The organism is Bacillus clarus, assembly GCF_000746925.1.
GTDB lineage: Bacteria > Bacillota > Bacilli > Bacillales > Bacillaceae_G > Bacillus_A > Bacillus_A clarus.
In genome coordinates this window covers 2,011,928-2,032,116 of the sequence record NZ_JMQC01000008.1, presented here as the reverse complement: position 1 = coordinate 2,032,116, position 20,189 = coordinate 2,011,928, and the positions used below count along the sequence as shown (strand labels likewise).

Below are 20,189 nucleotides of genomic sequence, written 5' to 3'. Positions count from 1 at the left end.
TAATAATCCTGCCTTCTAAGATAAAAAAGCAACATTCATATTGAATGTTGCACAAGAAGGGTAGCTATGTTGCATAGGGACATTGTCTTGTCAAAGGTTTGCTGGGTAAAAAAACAGAACGCTTTTAAAGACAATTAGTGTCACTTTGAGTAACACCAGAAAGTTACAAACAAATGCTCCTTTTTATTCCTCAAGGGGACCATTGAAGAATGATTGATGAGAAATATGTGGAACCTTGTCTGCATATTTTATTATAAAAACGTTTCGTTAATATAATATGAATATTTGGTAAAGGTTATGTAATTTTGACACAGTAGTGGTATAGAAGAGAAAATTGAAGGGAACATAAAAAAAGAGGCTGATATTACTCAGCGCTCTTTTTTTCTTCTTTAATAATTGTTTTTACTTGACCAGTTTTAACTTTGTTGCTTTCAGAGAAGCGAAGTAAGTCGCCCTCAATAATTTTATCGGACATGTTCAGCTCATTTTGTGCACGATCAATCATTGGTTGAGCTTCTTCTTTTGGTAATTGTACGACTTCGCCAGTTTGACGATTATAGAATGTACTGTTTGTGTACATATATTTATCTGTGATGAAACTACCGTCGCGAAGAACGACAAATCCTTTATTATCAGGTGAGAATACGTCATGACCAAATCGAACGTCATTGGTTGAATCTACACCAAGTAAGTTTAAAATAGTTGGTTTAATGTCAATTTCGCCAGTTGGTTTTGAAATTGTTTTACCCTCTTTTTGACCTGGAACGTGAATAAACATCGGTGTTTTTTGTAAGTTCATATGATCAAATGTAGTGATTTCTTCTTTTCCTAAGAACTGTGCCATTGCACGGTTATGGTTTTCAGAAATACCATAGTGGTCACCGTAGAATACGATAACAGAGTTATCATAAATACCTTCTGCTTTTAGACGTTCAATAAAGTGTTTCATTGCTTCATCTAGGTAGCGAGCTGTTACCATATAACGGTCAAACACGCCATCACCAGAGTTATATGGTTCGATTAATTTCGTAGTGTCATCATAAGTGAATGGGTAATGGTTTGTTAAAGTAAGGAATCGAGTATAGAATGGTTGCTTCACTTGTTTTAACATATCGATTGACTGATCGAAGTATTCGATATCTTTTAATCCCCAGTTTAATTTTGTTTCTGGTGTAATCTTGTAGTCAAGTTCGTTGTAGTAACGGTCATAACCAAGTGCCGGATACATGATGTTACGGTTCCAGAATGTTGCGTTGTTTGCATGGAATACTGAAGTGTAGTATCCTTGCTGACGTAAAATTTCTGGAGTTGCTGTATATTCGTTGTTACCGTGTGTGAAGAATACAGCACCGCGGTCTAGTGGATATAGTGAAGTATCTACTAAGAATTCAGCATCTGATGTTTTACCTTGCCCAGTTTGATGGAAGAAGTTATCGAAGTAATAACTTTCTTTCGCAAATTGGTTTAAGAAAGGTGTAACTTCTTGTCCGTTTACTGTCGCACCAATTAAGAATGTTTGTAATGATTCAAGAGAAACAACGATTACGTTTTTCCCTTTTGCAATACCATACATGTTTGGATCTGGTTTACTTTGTGTTGTTTTCACATAGTTTTCTGTTTCTTGTAATTTACTACCATCAGCAAATGCTTTTTGTGAACTAGATTTTGCTTGTAAACCAAGATCGTAAACTTGGTGAACATATAAACCTAAGTTTTTCACAAGCATAACGCGGTCAAATGAACGTGTTAATAATTCTGGACGCTCAGTTTCTGCGAGACCTAAGTTTGCGAAGAAAATAGCAACTGTTGATACGAAATATAAAGAACGCATTGGACGTGCGACACGTTCTGTTTTCGCGAAATCTTTCTTCTTCTTTAATAGAATAGCGAAAGCGATAATATCAGCAAATGCAAGGATGATTTTGTAGTTGAATAATTCTTTTACACTAGAACCTAAACTTCCGAAGTTAGATGTTTGTCCTAGTACCGGTAAAGTAACGAAGTCATTGTAGAATCCGTAGAACATTACGTTACCAACAAGAACGATTGTTAAAACAAAATTAATTCCCAGTGCTATATAGTTACGTTTCTTTCCTTTTGCGAATAATGCAAGACCCACAAGCAGTAATGATGCCGCTAATGGACTCAGGAATAAAATAAATTCCTGCATAAAAGATTCAAGTTTTAAATCAAAGCTCGTACGTGTAATGATATAAGTTTTTAGCCATAAGGCCAAAGCTACGAATAAAGTAAAACGTACATTATGAAATTGTGATTTCATAGTTTCCTTCATTCATTTCCACCCTTTCTCTATAAGGCTTGGTCGATTTTGGAGCGAAAAATGTTAAAATAAAAAATACATAGTTTTATCTGCCATCAGTAGAGTTTCTATATTCACCCATACAAGACTTTAACTATGCATACCCTTTGTTGGTTCTTGTGCTGCTCATAAGCATAACGTCATTTCTGTATTATACAACAAAATTCATTTCTGAGAAACACTATAACATTTTACATTTTTTGTATTTTGATTGTTACTGCCAGAGAAAACTTTAACATTGGTTTATATGCTCGTCAACTAGAAAATATAACAAAGATAAAAGAGAATGTTAAGAGAAATTGAAAATTTTAACTTGAGAAATATGAGATAAAAGTAGTATACAACCTTTCTAGAAAACTATTATATGAAAGAAGAATGAAAAAAACGCGAACACTTGTTCTTTTTGTGGTTGTTTGTTACAATAAAATGTATTGATAGATTATGTGTAGATTTGATGAACTTTTACCGACATAATGTAGTTAATTTCTTTTGAAAAAGATAGGGAGGCTTTTGATGGAACAAAAATTTTCAGTCGAAGCGTTTTGGAAGAAAGTAAAGCAGGTAGCGAAGCAAGCGGGACAATCAGTTATTTATGCGAGTTTATTGCTGTTTTACGTCATGCAAAGACCTGATGTTCCAAAGCGAGTAAAAGTAGTGATTATTGGGGCGCTCGCTTACTTCATTACGCCAATCGATGCAATACCGGATTTTATAGCAGGGATAGGTTATACGGATGACTTAGGGGCATTAACGGCGGCGTTATTGCAAGCATCGATGTATGTAAATGAAGATGTGAAAGACAAAGCTAGGATGAAGTTAACTGATTGGTTCGGTTCAGATATAGACACATCGTTTATCGATCAAAAATTAGATCAATAAGTGAGACCTGCCCGAAGTTGACAGGACACACATGAGCGAGGAAGTGCACTATGCCATCAGGAAGAACGCATACGAAGATAAACCTACTTTCTCTTCCGATTGTTTTGTTTATGCTCGTTTCGTATGGATTAACAAATTTTGATTTTTTAGTAACTTTTGCAATGGGATTTTTAGTAGGTACTTTCTTTTTAACACCGGACTTAGATACCTATAGTAACGCTTATAATAAGTGGGGATTGCTGCGGATTTTTTGGTATCCATATAAGAAAGTAATGCCTCATCGTTCCTTCTTCACGCATACGATTATAATTGGGGATGTTATTCGTATTGCGTACATGTTAATCGTGTTTTCTCCGTTTTTATTCTTATTAAATGTAATAGCGCTGGACGGGAATTTAATAGAAATTGCGAAGGCACACGAGGTTGAAATTGTAACGTTTGTAATGGGAATTATAATGGCGAGTACGCTCCATATTATAGCGGATAAGGTGAATACACGCCGAAAAAAACTTATGCGAAAAAAGAAAAAGAGACGAAGAAGATAGAGCACTTGCTATTTGCAAGTGTTTTTCTTTTTAATCAAACGTTTGTTTAAAAATGAAAAAACTATGGACCACCCGAGGTGCCATAGTTTTTAGGATTTAATAATTTTTATACCTTTTACGATATTCCAAATGAAGAAGTATAAGCTAATGATTCCGCAAATACACAAAACAATGATTGAACCAATACCAAATGTCACATCTGGTTGCTCAGAACCGATGCCCATAATTCCTATTACAATTATGCCGATAAACGTAGCGATACTTGGAATAATGTGTGTCCATAGAGCGCGTTTTGCATGTGGTTTTGTTTCAGAGTCTTAAAATAGGAGCAAATAGAACACTCCAATATGATAAAGCAGATAGCAATTTGTTTCCGTTCATATATATCACCTCATAGATAATGTTTGTTGTTCTACTTTTATTATGCAGTAAATGTGAGGAGCTTCCTATCGATAAACATTACGAAAACATGACGTTTTTGTAAGATTTTCATAAGGTGGGGTTCAAATGATAAAATTTTCAAAAAAATCTTTTTAAATAGAAAATGATGTGATAAAGTATAAATGAAAACATTTTCATTTATTTTAGGCACAAAGGTATGATGACCGGATAGCCTATTCATATGGTTTGGTTCGATTAAATTTAAAAAAGGGGATTATAGAAGGAGAGAGGACAATGGGCACATGGTCACAAGTTTACGATCCGTTCGGTAACATTTGGATTTCCGCAGCGGTGGCACTTATTCCAATTATCTTTTTTTTCTTAGCGTTAGCAGTTTTCAGAATGAAGGGGTATGTGGCAGGATTTATTACAGTGGTATTAACGATTTTCGTTGCGCTATTTGCGTATAAAATGCCGTTTACAATGGCGATGGCAGCAACTGGGTACGGTTTCTTATATGGATTATGGCCAATTGCATGGATTATCGTTACGTCGGTATTTTTATATAAAATTTCTGTGAAAACAGGTCAATTCGATGTCATTCGTGCATCGGTATTATCAATTACGAATGATCACCGTTTACTCGTTATTTTAATTGGATTTTCATTTGGAGCATTTTTGGAAGGGGCAGCAGGATTTGGAGCACCGGTAGCAATCACAGCGGCACTTCTTGCTGGTCTTGGATTAAATCCTTTATATGCAGCGGGACTTTGTTTAATTGCAAATACCGCACCAGTAGCGTTCGGCGCGATGGGGATACCAATTACGGTTGCTGGACAAGTAACTGGTATTGATCCACATAAAATTGGACAAATGGCAGGGCATCAATTACCGTTCTTATCATTATTTGTTCCATTCTTTATCGTATTTTTAATGGATGGTTTTAAAGGAGTAAGACAAACGTGGCCTGCATTATTTGTGGCAGGGAGTTCATTTGCGATTATACAATTTATTACAGCGACATTTTTAGGACCAGAACTTCCGGATATTACTTCAGCACTTGTAAGTTTAGTCAGTTTATCGCTGTTCTTAAAAGTTTGGCAGCCGAAAGAAATTTATCAATCAAAACAAGTGAATAATGAAGTAGCAGCAACAACTTCAGCAACATCGATGCCAAGGCTAACAGCAGGAAAAGTAGTGAAAGCATGGTCTCCGTTTATTATCTTAACTGTCATGGTAGTCATTTGGAGTCAGGGTTTCTTTAAAGTGCTATTTGCTCCGGGCGGGGCATTAGAAAGTCTTGTATTTAAGTTTCAAATTCCAGGTCTGCATAACTTAGTAATGAAAGCAGAGCCGATTGTAAATAAACCAACGCCTTACGAAGCAATCTTGAAATTTGATGTATTATCAGCAACTGGAACAGCGATTTTAATAGCTTGTATCATTTCTATATTTGTATTGAAAATGAGTGCAAAAGATGCGGTAGAGACATTTAAAGAAACGTTAAACGAATTAAAAATGCCAATTCTATCTATTGGATTCGTATTAGGATTTGCATTTATCGCAAACTATTCTGGTTTATCGTCTACACTTGCATTAGCGTTAGCTGGAACTGGTAGCCTATTCCCATTCTTTTCACCGTTCCTTGGTTGGCTTGGAGTATTCTTAACGGGATCTGATACGTCAGCGAACGCATTATTCTCTAATTTACAAGCGATTACAGCGCAGCAAGTTGGCGTGAAAGAGGTATTACTTGTTGCGGCAAATACAACAGGTGGTGTAACAGGTAAAATGATTTCTCCGCAATCAATTGCGATCGCTTGTGCAGCGGTTGGTCTTGCTGGAAAAGAATCTGACCTATTCCGTTTTACGGTAAAACATAGTTTATTCTTCGTGATTATTGTTGGAATTATGACGTATGTCCAAGCATATTATTTAACGTGGATGATTCCGTAAGTGAGTGGAATTATATCGACGATTCGCCACGGAATATCGATTTGCCGACAAAAATCGACAGAAGAAACAACCTTTGCATTTTTCAGATTATCGTGTATGATGGGAAAGTATTGAAAATTAAATCAGTGATAAACTAGGGGTGCCTAACGTATGCGTAGGCTGAGAGAGAAGCGCGTGAACTTCTTAACCCTTTGGACCTGATCTGGCTCGTACCAGCGTAGGGAAGTTAACGGCTTTACATAATTATGTCTTTATGAGCCAGGTCCTTGTTTTACTATGGACCTGGCTCTTTTTATTTTGGCATACGCTGGCCATATCTCGTCCTTGTCACAAACAGGGGAGGCAACAAACGTTATGAAGCAGTCTGTTTCAGCTGAGCAAATTGAATTGAAGTCGAGTTTACCAGGGAGTAAGAAAGTTTATGTAGATGGACCACGTGAAGGTATGAAAGTACCGATGCGTGAGATTGCACAAAGTGATACGAATGGCGTGCCGAATCCACCAATTCGTGTGTATGATACGAGTGGTCCATACACGGATCCTGCGTATAAAGTGGAGCTGGAAAAGGGGATTCCAACGCCTCGTCACTCTTGGATCGTTGAGCGCGGAGATGTTGAAGAGTATGTGGGACGCGAAATTAAACCTGAGGATGACGGTGTAAAAGCGACTTCGAAACATACACCTGTTTTCCCGCAAATGGATCGTAAGCCTCTTAGAGCGAAGAAAGGTGCGAACGTAACGCAAATGCATTATGCGCGTAATGGAATTATTACATCTGAGATGGAATATATTGCGATTCGTGAAGGGGTAGAACCAGAATTTGTTCGGAAAGAAATTGCGGAAGGTCGTGCGATTTTACCAGCTAATATTAACCATCCAGAAGCAGAACCGATGATTATCGGTCGTAATTTCCATGTGAAGGTAAATGCTAACATTGGAAACTCCGCTGTATCTTCTTCCATTGCGGAAGAAGTAGAGAAGATGACGTGGGCAACGCGCTGGGGTGCAGATACAATTATGGATTTATCCACGGGTAAAAATATTCATACAACGCGTGAATGGATTATTCGTAATGCGCCTGTACCAGTTGGAACAGTGCCAATTTACCAAGCATTAGAAAAAGTAAATGGGATTGCGGAAGATTTAACGTGGGAAGTGTATCGTGATACGTTAATTGAGCAGGCGGAGCAGGGCGTTGATTACTTTACGATTCATGCTGGAGTATTACTTCGTTACATTCCAATTACCGCAAAGCGTACGACAGGTATCGTTTCCCGCGGTGGTTCTATTATGGCGCAGTGGTGTTTATTCCATCATAAAGAAAACTTCCTGTACACTCATTTTGAAGAGATTTGCGAAATTATGAAACAGTACGATGTTTCATTCTCTCTCGGAGATGGATTACGTCCGGGTTCTATTGCAGATGCAAATGACGAAGCGCAATTTTCTGAGCTTGAAACGCTTGGTGAATTAACAAAAATCGCTTGGAAGCATGATGTGCAAGTTATGATTGAAGGGCCAGGGCATGTACCGATGCATTTAATTAAAGAGAATATGGAGAAAGAACTTGATATTTGCCAAGGCGCTCCATTTTATACACTCGGGCCGCTAACGACAGATATCGCACCAGGTTATGACCATATTACGTCTGCGATTGGTGCCGCGATGATTGGTTGGTTTGGAACTGCGATGCTTTGTTATGTAACACCGAAAGAGCATTTAGGCTTGCCGAATAAAGATGATGTTCGTGAAGGTGTTATTACGTACAAAATCGCAGCGCATGCAGCTGATCTTGCGAAAGGGCATAAAACGGCTCATCAGCGTGATGATGCACTTTCAAAAGCACGCTTTGAATTCCGTTGGCGCGATCAATTTAACTTATCGTTAGACCCTGAACGCGCAATGGAGTATCATGATGAAACATTGCCAGCAGAAGGGGCGAAAACAGCTCATTTCTGTTCAATGTGTGGACCGAAGTTCTGTAGTATGAGAATATCTCATGATATTCGTGAGTATGCGAAAGAAAATGATTTAGAAACAACAGAAGCAATTGAAAAAGGAATGAAAGAGAAAGCGGAAGAATTTAAAGAAGCTGGTAGTCATTTATATCAATAATATGTTACACCTCTTTACTTGATTGATCACACTGTACCTAACTTAAATATAGAAGAAGCCTCCTTTGCTAAGACGGTAGTAAAGGGGGCTATTGTTTGTTATAGGGCGAAGAATAGGTGTACCCAGTAAAATAAGAGGAATAATGTGACGACTGTTGTGAGAGGGATAACGATAAGGGATACACTTAAATAATCTTTCCACTTTATTTTAATTTTGTTTTGTTTAAGAATGTACATCCAAATGAGGGAAGCGAGTGTACCAATTGGTAATAATAATGAACCGATATCACTGCCGATGATGTTTGCAAGGTAAATTGTTTTTAATGTGATTGGATCAAGTCCCATTTCTGTTAATGTGATTGTACCAATCATAAGTGCGGGATGGTTATTGAAGACGTTAGAGAGGATGGAAACGAGTCCGCCCATTGCAAAACTAGCATATAATAAGTGCTGGTTTACAACTGGTTCAAGCCACTGTACAAGTGCTGCTGTTAAACCTGCGTTATGGAGCCCGTAAATAATTACGTACATAGAGAAGGCGAAAATTAAAATGTGCCAAGGTGTCTTTTTCAAAATGTCGATTGGATTTGTACGTAAGTAGTACCATCTCCATATTAGAAGGACGAGTGAACCGAGTACAGCGACAATTTCAATCGGTATGGATAAGAAGGAAGCGACGAACAGAAGACAGCGCATTAAGAATACGAAGAATAACACTTTTAACATAAATTTTGTACGTTTTTGTTTCGTATCAACAGAATTTTTTCCTTTTAGAGGGTGGAAGTTTTTTGTGAAGAAAATTTCTTCAATATCATATGAGGAAACAGGTAACCTTTCCGGAAGTTTTTTCTTTAAAACTGTGTACATGAGCCATGACATAAACAATAATCCTAGTGTTGCAGGTACAAACATCATAGCTGTATGCATATAAAGAGTCATATTTACAATATTTAATGCAATTAAGTTTACAATATTACTTACACCGATCGGTGCGCTAGATGCAGTTGCGATTAAAGCACCGCTTAGTAAATAGGGAATTTGTTGGTGGGGTTTTAATTGAAGGTTTTTTAGAAGTAAAATTAAGATTGGAGTTGTAATTAAAATGCTGCCATCGTTATTAAATAAAAGAGTCATAAGGAAACATAATAACTGAATGTACCAGTATAAGCGGTGGCCAGAACCTTTTGCTAAATTTGCGAGTTTAGCAGCTGACCAGTGGAAGAAACCGAAGCTTTCTAATATAACTGCCATGACGATGGTCGCCACGATGGTTATGGAGGCCCCTCCTATTTTACTGATAATATCCATGACGTCAGTTTTTGATACGAGTCCTGTAACGAGAATGATACCAGCACCGACTGCAGCGGGCCATGCTTCATTTAAACCTCGAGGACGCCAAAAGATAACGACCATAGTGAAGAAAAATACGACAATAGTAATCCATATTTCAATACTCATAGTAAGCCTACCTTTCTATTTTCCCTTGAATACATAAAGTCTAGCTTGTCTTAAGCTTATACATTATTATATTCGAGGAAAGATAAGAAGAACTAGGTAGATAACTGAATCTAGTGAATATGTGTATTTGATGACAGGGGACAAATGTAAATAGGAGTGAAATAACTATCGAGAGAGGGACCTATATTTGGGGACATTACATATGGTAATGCCCCATTTTTAGGTTATATGTTTACTTTTCTTTTAAAAATGTTCGATCTTTTAAGAATAAATTCCAGAAGAAAATAAATCCTGGAAGTAAGATAGCGATGCCGATTGCATAAAGAATAAGTAGCGCATAGAATGTTTCTTTCGTTGTAAAGCTTGTAAATACCGTTACGTCCGGATAAATGATATACGGTAAATGTGCGATGCCATATGCATAACTTGCAAATGCATATTGTGCGACAACAGCTAAAACAGCAATTCGCGGCCAACCTAGTGCACTATATTTTTTATTCGTCCACCAAAGGGAAGAATATCCGATGACAAATAAACCGATAGAAACTGTAAACCATGGGAACTGTTTTATTAAACCTTGCATAAGCCAGTGCGTTTCAGGTTCCATCACAACGAGAGCGATAATTGCTGTAACTAGTGTCGCTGGACCGAGTATAATGGCATTACGTCTGTAAAGTCGATATGCATCCTCTGCTCCTTGTTCTCGCGAAAAATCAGCTAAAAAGAGAGAGGATAAAAATAATTCAGAAGTTAATCCGAATAGCATATAACAGTATATGACAGGACTGGACAAAAGTTTTCCGTAGAGGAGAACTTCTTTACCACCAGTGGTTGTAATGTAAGCACCTTCTGTTACAGGTAAAACAGTAATTAAAAGTGCGGGAATTAGGAGCCCGGTAATACCTGAAATAAGGCGAAGAATATGTTGATACTTCGGTACGGAATAAGCAAATACCATAAATGTACTACGAATGGCGACGAGCACTAAAATTAACATAACTGGTACAAACATAACTGTTGCAAGAGTAAAAGCTGCCTTTGGAAAGAAGCCGAGAAACGCGACAACAACAAAGACAAGAAATGTATTTGTTACTTCCCAAGTTGGAGATAAGTACCGATTGGCAAGCTTAGCAGCGAGCGTTGGATGTTTAGCATACACCATGCCCCAAAAACCTGCCCCGAAATCAATGGATCCTAAAATGCTATATACGAAAATAAGAGCCCATAAAATGATGATTGCAATACTTGCCTCATGCATGGGAATCTCCTCCTTGATGTTGTAAATCATTTTTTAATGGGTGTCTCTTAAAGAATGTTCGAAGTACAAAAACTGTTAATACACCAAGTCCGATATATAAAACGATGAATAAAATAAATAGAGGTCCTACGAAATCAGCACGTGTGGCAGCATCCGTTGTACGCTGCATTCCATAAATCGTCCAAGGCTGACGACCGCTACAGCTAAAGATCCACCCAAATTCAATACCGAGCATCATAATCGGTCCGCAAGCTGCAGTTCCCCATAGTAACCATTTCGGTAATTCTGCTCCTTTTTTTCGATAAATAAAATACCAATATAGAAGAGCGATCGTTGCGACGGCAAAAGTAAATGCAGCGGTACCGACCATTAAATTAAAAAGCGTATGTGTATAAAATGGTGGCCATGTTTCGCGCGGAAATTCGTTTAATCCTTTTACAACTGTAGTAGGATCTAGACCAACTAATAGGCTGAGCATATTAGGGATTTCTAAAGCGTAGTTTAGTTCAAGCGTTTCAGGATCAACAACTCCGCCGAGGGACAAAGGAGCATGTGATGTCGTTTCAAATAAAGCTTCAGCTGATGCCAGTTTTTCTGGTGAATGTTTATGTAAGGCAATTGCAGATTCGTGTCCAGACAGCCACATCGTTGCACCTGTGATAAAGGTAACGACAAGCCCTAAAAATAATCCTTTTTTATGGTAAGCAATTTCCCGTGCACTTATATTTCTTTTTAATAGTTTAAATCCAGCGATAGAAGCGATGACAGCCGCTCCAGTTGCATAAGCCGTAATAACAACATGGAATGAGCTTGTGAAAAAGCTTGGATTAAAGAATGCTTTCCACGGATCAACGTTAAAAACAGAACCATCGGGATTCATGGAAAAGCCCGCTGGTGTATTCATCCATGTATTTGCGGATGTAATTAGCACGGCGGATGCTGTAGCGCCGAGCATAACGAAAAAGAGGGAAACTAACCTCATAAATGGAGGTAATTTATCCGCCGCATATACGTAAATAGACATGAATAAAGCCTCTAAAAAGAAGGCGAAAATCTCGATTTGAAAGGGAACTGAAATAACTTGACCAACAATTTTGGCGAATCCCGGCCAAAGGAGTGAAATTTGTACCCCGACAATTGTTCCGGTTGGAATGGCTACCCCAAGAAGGATAGCGAAAGCTTTTGTCCACCTTTTCGCCATAACAGCATAATCCGAATCTTTCTTCCAGTGATATAACACTTCACTTATAAAAATCATTAAAGAAAGTCCGATTCCAAGTGTTGCAAAGATAATGTGGAATGCTAGCGATGAACCAAAGAAGGCCCGCGATAATGTAACAGTATCCATAATTATGCTCCTCTTCATTTTTGCCATTATTTTCTGATTGGACTGGAAAATTTATTCAAAAATATACCGAAAATATATGTGTATTTTAAAAAATGAATATGGTATTATAATTTCGTAATCTTCAGAAAAGATGAATGTATTGAGGGAGAAACATTTCGTTTGTATTTTAGAACAAAATCTTTTATAATTCTTACGCGAACATAAGTTCTTTTTTTGGGGCGGACTGGGTGTAGAGAATGAAGAAGTTCACGTGAAACGGAGGGGATGTTTTGTGTATCCTGAGGTCATTAAAAAAATGGCATTTTCAAAAGAGCATAGAGATTTATTATTAAAGCTATATAATAAAGAAATTACGCGTAGTGAATATGATCGCCTTGTACAATCGTTATATAAACCTTCTAAAGAAGTTTGTGAGGGGTAAAAAGACAATCTAAATCGATTGTCTTTTTTATGTTTGGGTATGTTCTCATAAAATTAAGGTTAGCCTGATTGAGGAGGTGAAAAAATGGGAAAGCGCCTGTATATATGGACTGGAATTATTGTATTAATTGCTTTAGGAGGAATTGTTTTTTTGACTGCTGTACAAGGAAATCGTACGGAGCATTTTATTTTAAGGCATATGTTTAATGAGAATGAGACGATTGCCACATATCGTCTATCAGATCAGAAGGCAGGAACAAGCGAAGCAAAGGGGCGTGAAGCTTTATCAGAGTCGGCTGGATTATGGCTGCAATATACGCTTGATAAAGATGATAAACCATTATTTGATGAACAGATGAAGGTAATTCAAAATTATTTCGTGAGTAAGGAACATATCGTTTTATGGAAAATCTCTGAAAAGGGAGAAAAGCAGTCTGCTACAAATGCACTTATAGATGATCTTCGTATTATTGAACAATTATATCGTGCTTACGAGATGTACAAAGAAGAGCGTTATAAACATCTCGCTGACCAATTGAGTGATGCTGTACTTCATTATAATAAGAAGAGAAAATATTACGTTGATTATTACAATGCAGATGCCGGTGTGCAAAATAAAATTTTAACAACGTCTTACATAAATCCGCATGCCTTTTCCTATATGAAACAGTACGGGAAAATTTCTGAAGAGCAATATAAGGAAGTTGTTCAATTTTTAGCCGATTATCCAAGGAATGGTTGGGCCTTCCCGAAAGAATATAAAGAAGATGGTACGTTTGTATATGATAAGCAAATAAACCTCATTGATCAATCGTACGTTGCCTATCATCGTAGTTTAGGTGGTCTTTCGTCGGATGCTTATTTTGAGTTTATAAAAAAGAAGTTTCACCAAGATGGTAAGTTATACGGTCGTTATGATTTGGGGACAGGGAAAAACGCTGTTGATTATGAATCACCAGCAGCTTACGGATTAACTATTTTATATGTACTCCAAACAGGCGATATGAAGTTTGCTAAAGAATTGTATGATCGTATGAGTGAATTTCGGAATGATAATGTATTCAGTAGATTTTATGGTGGATATGTAGCGGGAAAAGATGATAACACACATATTTTTGATAATGTCTTACCTCTTTTAGCGGAGACAGAATTAGAAAAGAGTAAGAAATAAAAGAATGCCACCAATAAGGTGGCGTTTTTTAATTGCTTGATATAGTAGAAAAATAATTGATAACAAATTCACGAAATTGCTGCGCGGTTTTTGATAAGTATCGTCTTTTTGACCAACTTAAGCCGATCGTCCGCTTACAGTTTGGTTCGATAATGCGCAGTCTGTTTGATGATAAAACTGAGTTTTTTAATAGAGTTAAGCTTGGAACAAAAGCAATGCCAAGTCCTTGCTTAATTAAATCACTAATAACGCTCGGTTCATCTACTTCAAAAGCAATGTGCGGGGTGAAACCGGCTTCTTTACAAAATTGATCGGTTAATTGCCGGAATCCATAACCTGTATTCATACTAATGAAAGGTTCATCTTTCACTTCATAAAGATGTATGCTCTTGCGGTTAGAGAAGCGATGTCCTGAAGGAACGACTAAGAAAATTTCTTCAGTCATAAGCGGTTCCCAAACAATTTCATCTCCTTCAATTGGTATAGAGGAAATGCAAAAATCAATTTCCATATCGTCTAATTGACGTTTCATAGAAGGTGTGGATGCGAGAAATTGCTGGAATCGAACGTTACGGTGCTCTAATAAAAAAGAGCCGAGTAGTTCCGGTAATATTCTCGGAATAGAAACAGCTAATGTAATAGAGTCTTGTTGTAATTCCGCTAAATCCTTAATGTCTCTTTTCCCTTCACTTAATTCATGAAAAACACGTTCCACTCGTTTTAGAAATACTTTACCGTATGAGTTTAATGCTATTTGACGGCCTTGGCGATCAAATAAAGGAATGCCTAAGTCTTTTTCTAATCGAGCAATTGTTTTGCTAAGGGAAGGTTGTGCGATACGTAATTCTTCAGCGGCTTTCGTCATATGTTCTAATCTTGCAACTGTTTGAAAGTATTTTAATTGAAGAAGTTCCATTATGAATCTCCTTTCTATAGACCAAAAGGAATGAATTTATAATTAAAGATGTATTATACAGTATGTAAAGTGACGTGTATAGTAAAGCTGTTAAACGATTCAGTTGTATGAAAAGAGTAATATAACTTGTTTCAAATGCAATTATAAATAGAATAAGGAGTATTTTTCATGAAAGGAATTCAACTCATCTTTAAAGATTGGAAGACGATGTGGGCACATAAACATGGACGTATCGCTTTAATTTTTTTATTAATTGTTCCTTTAATTTATGCAGGGTTCTTTTTAGCTGGATATTGGGATCCATATGGACGATTAGATAAATTACCTGTTGCAGTTGTTAATTTAGATAAAGGTGCTGTAATGGATGAAAAAACAATCCAGGCAGGAGACGACTTTGTTAAAAATTTAAAAGAAAATAAGGAACTTGCTTTTCATTTCGTATCTGTAAAAAACGCAGATCAAGGGTTAAAAGAAGATAAATATTATATGGTTGTTACAATCCCAGAAGATTTCTCGAAGAAGGTAAGTACACTAATGGATGAGAAACCAGAGCCTGCACAATTACAGTACAAAGTGAATCCAGGGAAAAACTTTGTAGCAGCTCAAATTGGAACGACAGCTGTTGAAAATATGAAAACAAAAATTTCAAATAGTATTACAAAATCATATACTGAAGGTGTCTTTTCGAAGTTTCAAGATTTAGCACAAGGATTGCGTGACGCGAGTAACGGTGCTGAGAAATTACATGAAGGAACGGCAGAAGCAAAGAATGGTACTGTTCAGCTTTCAGACGGGATTCAGCGTGTAAGCGATGGTGCATCGAAGCTAAAAGAAGGTAGCGATAAACTTGCAGCTAGTCAAGGAGCCTTAGCTCAAGGGGAAAATGAACTTAATGAAGGAACGTTATCACTTTATAGTGGAATGCAGCAGTTATATAAAGGGGAGCAAACGTTACAAGCAGGGGTAAGCCAATTAACCGCTGGAACAAACGAATGGGTGAGCGGAAGTGAAAAGTTGGCTGAAGGTCAAGCGGAAGCAGATGATACAGCAAATGCTGTAAAGAAACAATTAGAGGATTATGCAAAAAGTCATCCGGAAGTACAACAAGATCCTGCTTTCAGGCAAATTATTGCGACTTCTAATGGATTAGCTACGGCAACAAGCACGGTACATGTTAGTCAGGAAAAACTCATGCAAGGTGCAAAAAAGATAGCTGAAGGGCAGAGTAAGATTGAAGCAGGAATGAATGAATTTGGCGTTAAACTAAATGAAGTTACGAACGGCACGAAAAAAATAGCGGATGGTTCTACGAAATTAGCTGATGGGTTTATGAAGTGGGGCAATGGTTTTACTTCTTTACAAGAAGGTGTAAATCATCTTGCGAGCGGTGGAACGGAGTTAAATAACGGAGCTGGAAAATTAACGAATGGTCTTACGAAACTCGAGGACGGTTCAAAGGAACTTTCTACGAAATTAGGAGAGGGGGCTGAGAAAGTAGCGAATGTACGTAACGATGATGCACGTAATTCGATGTTCTCAGAGCCAGTTCAATTGGTGAAATCAACTGTTTCTGAAGTTCCTAATTACGGTTCTGGAATTGCTCCATATTTCCTATCTCTTGCATTTTATGTTGGAGGAATTATGGCGTCGAATATTTTACCTCTCGGTCGTAGACAAAATATGAAGGTAAGCGGAACGGTACATTTTGTTAATAAATTAGGTCTAGTATATTTAATTGGATTCATTCAAGCGTTGATTGTAGATATAGTGGTACTTGGAATAATGAAGTTAGAGATTGCAAGTGCACCGCTGTTCATTTTATCAAGTATTATTATCTCGTTTACCTTCATGACATTTATTCTTATGCTAGTAACAGCATTTGGTATTGTAGGGAAATTCGCAGCGGTAACGCTCCTTGTTCTTCAACTAGCGACAAGTGGTGGCACTTTCCCGGGAGAGTTAAATATAGCGGTGCTGAGCAAAATTGGAGAGTTTCTTCCAATGTCTCATTCTCTTAGAGGACTCCAAGAGGTTATTTCTTTAGGAGATTGGTCTCAATTACGAATGCAAATTTTAATTCTATTATGTTATCTCGTTGTTGCTGGTGGAATTACTTGGATTACAAATCATATACAACATAAGGAAACTCCTACAGGGCAAGTTTCTTAATATAAAGAAGCTATCCGGATAAAAGGTTTCATTACGACCTTTTCGGATAGCTTTTTCTTATTTCTTTTCCATAACTGCAAAGTAATTTTGTTCGCTGTCAGCAAAATTGAATGCTCTACCTGTAGGTAAGTCCACAATTTTCCCAACTGTGACGTTTTTCTCAGAAAGATCTTTATATAGTTGATCTAAGTTATCAGAGAAGAACATGAGTGAAGGTGTATTTAAGTTTAATTCAGGTTGCATCTTCGCAATTAGCGCTTTATCGTGCAGGACGATGCTCGTTCCCTCTCCTTTTCTTGGGGCAATTTCAATCCATCTAAATCCTTGGCCGTTATTTTCTTCGGCAATTACATGAAATCCAGCCTTGTCTGTCCAAAATTGTACAGCCTCATCCTGATTATTTACATATAGCATAATTTGTCCAACTTTATTAATCATAGGTTTCTCTCACTTTCTTTTCTTATATGAATATCATTATATCAAATGTGCGGTTTGAACAATTTTTCATGACTTTTTTGTATAGAAATCATTGTCCATTTCTTATGTGGAGTAGGTGAAGGCCCTGCAATCCAAGTATGGAATGGCATTATGCTGCAAATAACTATCACTGAGATAGAAATTGTAGCTGTTAGTAAAAATAGTAATAGACTATAAGCAATTGTATTTTCTTGTAGCGAGAATAGGGAAAGAAATTTTGTACATAATTGCAAAAAGAAAAAGTGTGCTAAATAAGCACCGTACGTGTAGTTACCGATAAAACGTAATGTTCTATACAATATCCCTCTTCGCTGTACAATCATAATAGATAATACGTATAGTATGATAATTTCACATACAATGTATAAAAACATAGATGGTTTTAAATAGGTAGAAACAGTTAGGTGAATAGAATTTGCGCCGTAAAAACTAAATAACTCATAATTAATGAATAAGAATAAAATGAAAAATAAGGTGGTCACTAGTGGGACATGCTTTATTACAAATAAACGCCAAGCTCTTAATGCAACAGCTGCGATTCCTCCCATAACGAAATAGAACGAATAGAAGAAGAAGGAGCGGTCTGTGTAATGTAAAATAGTGGAGTTTGTTAATTTTTCGCCATTAAAAATATAATGGGAAGAATACCACATTAAAAGAAAATAGAGACAAGCAAAAATGCTTATATATTTGTATATATCTTTTTGATTTTTTGTTTGCTTTTTAAACCAATAAAAAAGTGTGCATAGTAACGGAAATAATAGATGAATTTGGAACATCATAATAACGTACCAAAGATGAGGTGCTGCTGTTCCGAGCAATAAGCTTTTTATACCGTTCTGCATCGTAACAACATCGCTCATTGTGAGTAAATAAACGATGGACCAAAAGAAATAAGGAGCAAGTAAATGTATTGATTTTTCATAAATATATTCTTTATACTTCATTTGCTGCGTATATTGCCGAATTAAGTGAAATCCTACGATAAATATGAATGCAGGGGCTGAAAACTTCGCTAGATTAAATAACCTACCCATAATGAGGGATTGCTCGAGTAAGATGTTTCCTTGATTCATTGTATATAATAAAGAACTTTGTAAAACGACAGCAAGAAATGCAATGCTTTGCAAAACTTTAAATTCAGGTGCGCTCTGTGTCATCATAGCCATCTCCTTTTCCATACATGATTATAGTACGGAGAGAATGTGATTGATGTGGAAACTTTGTGAAAGTTGTAACAAAATTGTGGCAGAGTGTGGGCAATGGCAATAATAAATGAAATTATATCGGGCGATTTGACCAATAATGATAAAAAAGAGGGTGTCCATTTTTGGACACCCTCTTTCTATATATTATGCAAACTTACTTTTAACCCAGTTCTTACCTTCTACAAGGCGAGCTGTCATGACGGCACAAGCGTTATCTGCTGTTACGTTTAACATCGTTGCTGGTGGATCAATGATTGTACTAATAGCAGCGATAATTGGTAGTGCTTCTGGTGGGAAGCCGTATAGAGAAACGATTAACATTTCACCAATCATACCGCCTCCAGGGATTGCGCCCATTACTGTTCCTACTAATAGAGAAACAACAAGTGCAATTGCTAATGTTTTCGGTCCTGAGAACTCCATATTGAAAATCCCGAATAAGAAAGCAATTTTTAACACGCCACCTAAAACAGAGCCATCTTTATGAAGTGTAGAGCCAAGAAGGACAACTGTTTCACGAATATCAGAAGAAATTCCCATCTTTTTTGTCGCTTCTAAATTTGCTGGAATACTTGCGGCACTACTACAAGTTGCAAGTGACGTAACTGTAGGAGAGACCATGTTTTTCCAAAAGATCTGTACGCCTTGCTTGCGTCCGGCAAGGTATGCGTAAAATGTAAAGAATACAAAGAAGTATACGAGAGAAGCTGGATAATATACCATCGCCGCTCGGAAGTAAGTTCCCAGAAGTTGTGGTCCGAACTCACCAACTAATGCTGCGAAGTAAGCAGCTAGACCAATTGGAGCATAGTACATAATGAAAGATACGACTTTCATTGAAATTTCTGCACCAGCCTGTAAAAATGTAGCAAATGGCTTTCCTTTTTCACCAACTGCTGAAGTTGCGATTCCCATTAAAATAGAAAAGAAGATAAGAGCTAACATGTTTTCACGAGATAGTAACTTCGAGAAGTCCGATACTGTTAGAATGCCGACAATTTGATCAGCAACGCTAACGGCTTTTTCAGCTTTATCAGGCTGTGTTAGTTCTAATATCACACCTTGTGCTGGCGGGAATACTTTCACGATAATAATCATAAAAATAGCAGCGATAATACTTGTAAATAAGAAAGTTCCAGCCATACTAGACATAATTTTACCAAAACGTTTTAATCCATCCATATTAGCAATCGATGATGCAATGCTAAAGAAAACGAGAGGTACAACAATCGTAAACATTAAGTTTAAGAAAATGTCACCAAGCGGTTTTAAAGCAACTGCATCAGTACCCATGAAATAACCAATGAAACCACCAATTAGGATGGAAGATAATAAAATAATTGGAAAACGATACGCCTTCATAAATATACCCTCCTATCGATTGTAAAAAATTATACTGAACCATTATAACGAGTTGAATCCCTCTTTACTAGGAGAATACAGATAGAAAGAATAGTGCGAAAATAGAGAAGTTTTTGTTTTTAAGCTCGGCATACGGTAAGAAATCTAGACATATATATTTGTAACCTAGTGGTGAAGAGGGATGGACCATAACTTAGGTTTAAAAAC

The 20,189-nt window shown here is 37.0% G+C and carries 15 protein-coding genes, 1 pseudogene and 1 riboswitch; of the genes and pseudogenes, 7 read left to right on the top strand and 9 right to left on the bottom strand.

Annotated features, from left to right (window positions below; translation table 11 throughout):
* Positions 1-364: 364 nt before the first annotated feature.
* The gene (locus DJ93_RS11440; protein WP_042980935.1) at positions 365-2,293 is read right to left on the bottom strand and encodes an LTA synthase family protein; all 1,929 of its coding nucleotides are present in this window, start codon (positions 2,291-2,293) and stop codon (positions 365-367) included.
* Positions 2,294-2,833: 540 nt separating this feature from the next.
* On the opposite strand from DJ93_RS11440, the gene DJ93_RS11435 reads away from it, so the two are divergent.
* Entirely contained in the window at positions 2,834-3,199 is a 366-nt protein-coding gene (locus DJ93_RS11435) for a YkvA family protein (RefSeq protein WP_042980934.1), read from the top strand.
* A gap of 50 nt (positions 3,200-3,249) precedes the next feature.
* Positions 3,250-3,744, top strand: coding sequence for a metal-binding protein (locus tag DJ93_RS11430; protein WP_042980933.1), 495 nt, complete (start codon positions 3,250-3,252; stop codon positions 3,742-3,744).
* 89 nt (positions 3,745-3,833) lie between these two features.
* Here the strand turns inward: DJ93_RS11430 and DJ93_RS11425 are convergent.
* Positions 3,834-4,125: pseudogene (locus DJ93_RS11425) on the bottom strand (DUF4870 domain-containing protein).
* Between the two features lie 294 nt (positions 4,126-4,419).
* Between DJ93_RS11425 and lldP the strand changes: the two are divergent.
* Both lldP and thiC read left to right on the top strand, forming a co-directional pair.
* Positions 4,420-6,081: an L-lactate permease gene (lldP, locus tag DJ93_RS11420; RefSeq protein WP_042980931.1), complete on the top strand. Its 1,662-nt coding sequence runs from the start codon at positions 4,420-4,422 to the stop codon at positions 6,079-6,081.
* 125 nt (positions 6,082-6,206) lie between these two features.
* Positions 6,207-6,322: riboswitch (TPP riboswitch) on the top strand.
* 113 nt (positions 6,323-6,435) lie between these two features.
* Entirely contained in the window at positions 6,436-8,196 is a 1,761-nt protein-coding gene (gene thiC / locus DJ93_RS11415) for a phosphomethylpyrimidine synthase ThiC (RefSeq protein WP_042980930.1), read from the top strand.
* Between the two features lie 98 nt (positions 8,197-8,294).
* On the opposite strand, the gene DJ93_RS11410 is transcribed toward thiC, so the two are convergent.
* The 3 genes from DJ93_RS11410 to DJ93_RS11400 all read right to left on the bottom strand — a co-directional run bounded on the left by DJ93_RS11410 (position 8,295) and on the right by DJ93_RS11400 (position 12,259).
* Positions 8,295-9,653 (bottom strand): arsenic transporter, encoded by a 1,359-nt coding sequence (locus DJ93_RS11410; protein WP_042980929.1) that lies wholly within the window; start codon positions 9,651-9,653, stop codon positions 8,295-8,297.
* A 232-nt stretch (positions 9,654-9,885) separates the two neighbouring features.
* Positions 9,886-10,911 carry a cytochrome d ubiquinol oxidase subunit II gene (locus DJ93_RS11405; RefSeq protein WP_042980928.1) on the bottom strand — a complete coding sequence of 342 codons (1,026 nt, stop codon included), beginning with the start codon at positions 10,909-10,911 and terminating at the stop codon, positions 9,886-9,888.
* Positions 10,904-12,259 carry a cytochrome ubiquinol oxidase subunit I gene (locus tag DJ93_RS11400; protein WP_042980927.1) on the bottom strand — a complete coding sequence of 452 codons (1,356 nt, stop codon included), beginning with the start codon at positions 12,257-12,259 and terminating at the stop codon, positions 10,904-10,906. Before DJ93_RS11400 ends, DJ93_RS11405 begins: the two co-directional genes overlap by 8 nt.
* A gap of 271 nt (positions 12,260-12,530) precedes the next feature.
* Between DJ93_RS11400 and DJ93_RS33185 the strand changes: the two genes are divergently transcribed.
* Together DJ93_RS33185 and DJ93_RS11390 are read left to right on the top strand one after the other, a co-directional pair.
* Positions 12,531-12,680, top strand: coding sequence for a hypothetical protein (locus DJ93_RS33185; protein ID WP_042980925.1), 150 nt, complete (start codon positions 12,531-12,533; stop codon positions 12,678-12,680).
* A gap of 84 nt (positions 12,681-12,764) precedes the next feature.
* Positions 12,765-13,850 (top strand): glycosyl hydrolase family 8, encoded by a 1,086-nt coding sequence (locus tag DJ93_RS11390; RefSeq protein WP_042980924.1) that lies wholly within the window; start codon positions 12,765-12,767, stop codon positions 13,848-13,850.
* A 28-nt stretch (positions 13,851-13,878) separates the two neighbouring features.
* Here DJ93_RS11390 and DJ93_RS11385 read toward each other — a convergent pair whose 3' ends face one another.
* Positions 13,879-14,766, bottom strand: coding sequence for a LysR family transcriptional regulator (locus tag DJ93_RS11385; RefSeq protein WP_042980923.1), 888 nt, complete (start codon positions 14,764-14,766; stop codon positions 13,879-13,881).
* A 168-nt stretch (positions 14,767-14,934) separates the two neighbouring features.
* Between DJ93_RS11385 and DJ93_RS11380 the strand changes: the two genes are divergently transcribed.
* A complete protein-coding gene (locus DJ93_RS11380; protein WP_042980922.1) occupies positions 14,935-16,935 on the top strand; it encodes a YhgE/Pip family protein in 2,001 nt (666 codons plus the stop codon).
* A gap of 57 nt (positions 16,936-16,992) precedes the next feature.
* On the opposite strand, the gene DJ93_RS11375 is transcribed toward DJ93_RS11380, so the two are convergent.
* The 3 genes from DJ93_RS11375 to DJ93_RS11365 form a co-directional block, all read right to left on the bottom strand.
* Complete coding sequence (locus tag DJ93_RS11375) at positions 16,993-17,373, bottom strand: VOC family protein (RefSeq protein ID WP_042980921.1); 381 nt, start codon at positions 17,371-17,373, stop codon at positions 16,993-16,995.
* 41 nt (positions 17,374-17,414) lie between these two features.
* A complete protein-coding gene (locus tag DJ93_RS11370) occupies positions 17,415-18,572 on the bottom strand; it encodes an acyltransferase family protein (protein ID WP_042980920.1) in 1,158 nt (385 codons plus the stop codon).
* Positions 18,573-18,764: 192 nt separating this feature from the next.
* A complete protein-coding gene (locus tag DJ93_RS11365; RefSeq protein WP_042980919.1) occupies positions 18,765-19,982 on the bottom strand; it encodes a dicarboxylate/amino acid:cation symporter in 1,218 nt (405 codons plus the stop codon).
* Positions 19,983-20,189: the final 207 nt, after the last annotated feature.

Coding starts and splice junctions, on each gene's coding strand:
- DJ93_RS11375 (WP_042980921.1), bottom strand. CDS start 17,373: ATGATTAATAAAGTTGGACAAATTATGCTATATGTAAATAATCAGGAT.
- DJ93_RS11370 (WP_042980920.1), bottom strand. CDS start 18,572: ATGACACAGAGCGCACCTGAATTTAAAGTTTTGCAAAGCATTGCATTT.
- thiC (WP_042980930.1), top strand. CDS start 6,436: ATGAAGCAGTCTGTTTCAGCTGAGCAAATTGAATTGAAGTCGAGTTTA.
- DJ93_RS11380 (WP_042980922.1), top strand. CDS start 14,935: ATGAAAGGAATTCAACTCATCTTTAAAGATTGGAAGACGATGTGGGCA.
- DJ93_RS11405 (WP_042980928.1), bottom strand. CDS start 10,911: ATGCATGAGGCAAGTATTGCAATCATCATTTTATGGGCTCTTATTTTC.
- DJ93_RS11400 (WP_042980927.1), bottom strand. CDS start 12,259: ATGGATACTGTTACATTATCGCGGGCCTTCTTTGGTTCATCGCTAGCA.
- DJ93_RS11385 (WP_042980923.1), bottom strand. CDS start 14,766: ATGGAACTTCTTCAATTAAAATACTTTCAAACAGTTGCAAGATTAGAA.
- DJ93_RS11440 (WP_042980935.1), bottom strand. CDS start 2,293: ATGAAGGAAACTATGAAATCACAATTTCATAATGTACGTTTTACTTTA.
- DJ93_RS11365 (WP_042980919.1), bottom strand. CDS start 19,982: ATGAAGGCGTATCGTTTTCCAATTATTTTATTATCTTCCATCCTAATT.
- DJ93_RS11435 (WP_042980934.1), top strand. CDS start 2,834: ATGGAACAAAAATTTTCAGTCGAAGCGTTTTGGAAGAAAGTAAAGCAG.
- DJ93_RS11390 (WP_042980924.1), top strand. CDS start 12,765: ATGGGAAAGCGCCTGTATATATGGACTGGAATTATTGTATTAATTGCT.
- DJ93_RS11430 (WP_042980933.1), top strand. CDS start 3,250: ATGCCATCAGGAAGAACGCATACGAAGATAAACCTACTTTCTCTTCCG.
- lldP (WP_042980931.1), top strand. CDS start 4,420: ATGGGCACATGGTCACAAGTTTACGATCCGTTCGGTAACATTTGGATT.
- DJ93_RS11410 (WP_042980929.1), bottom strand. CDS start 9,653: ATGAGTATTGAAATATGGATTACTATTGTCGTATTTTTCTTCACTATG.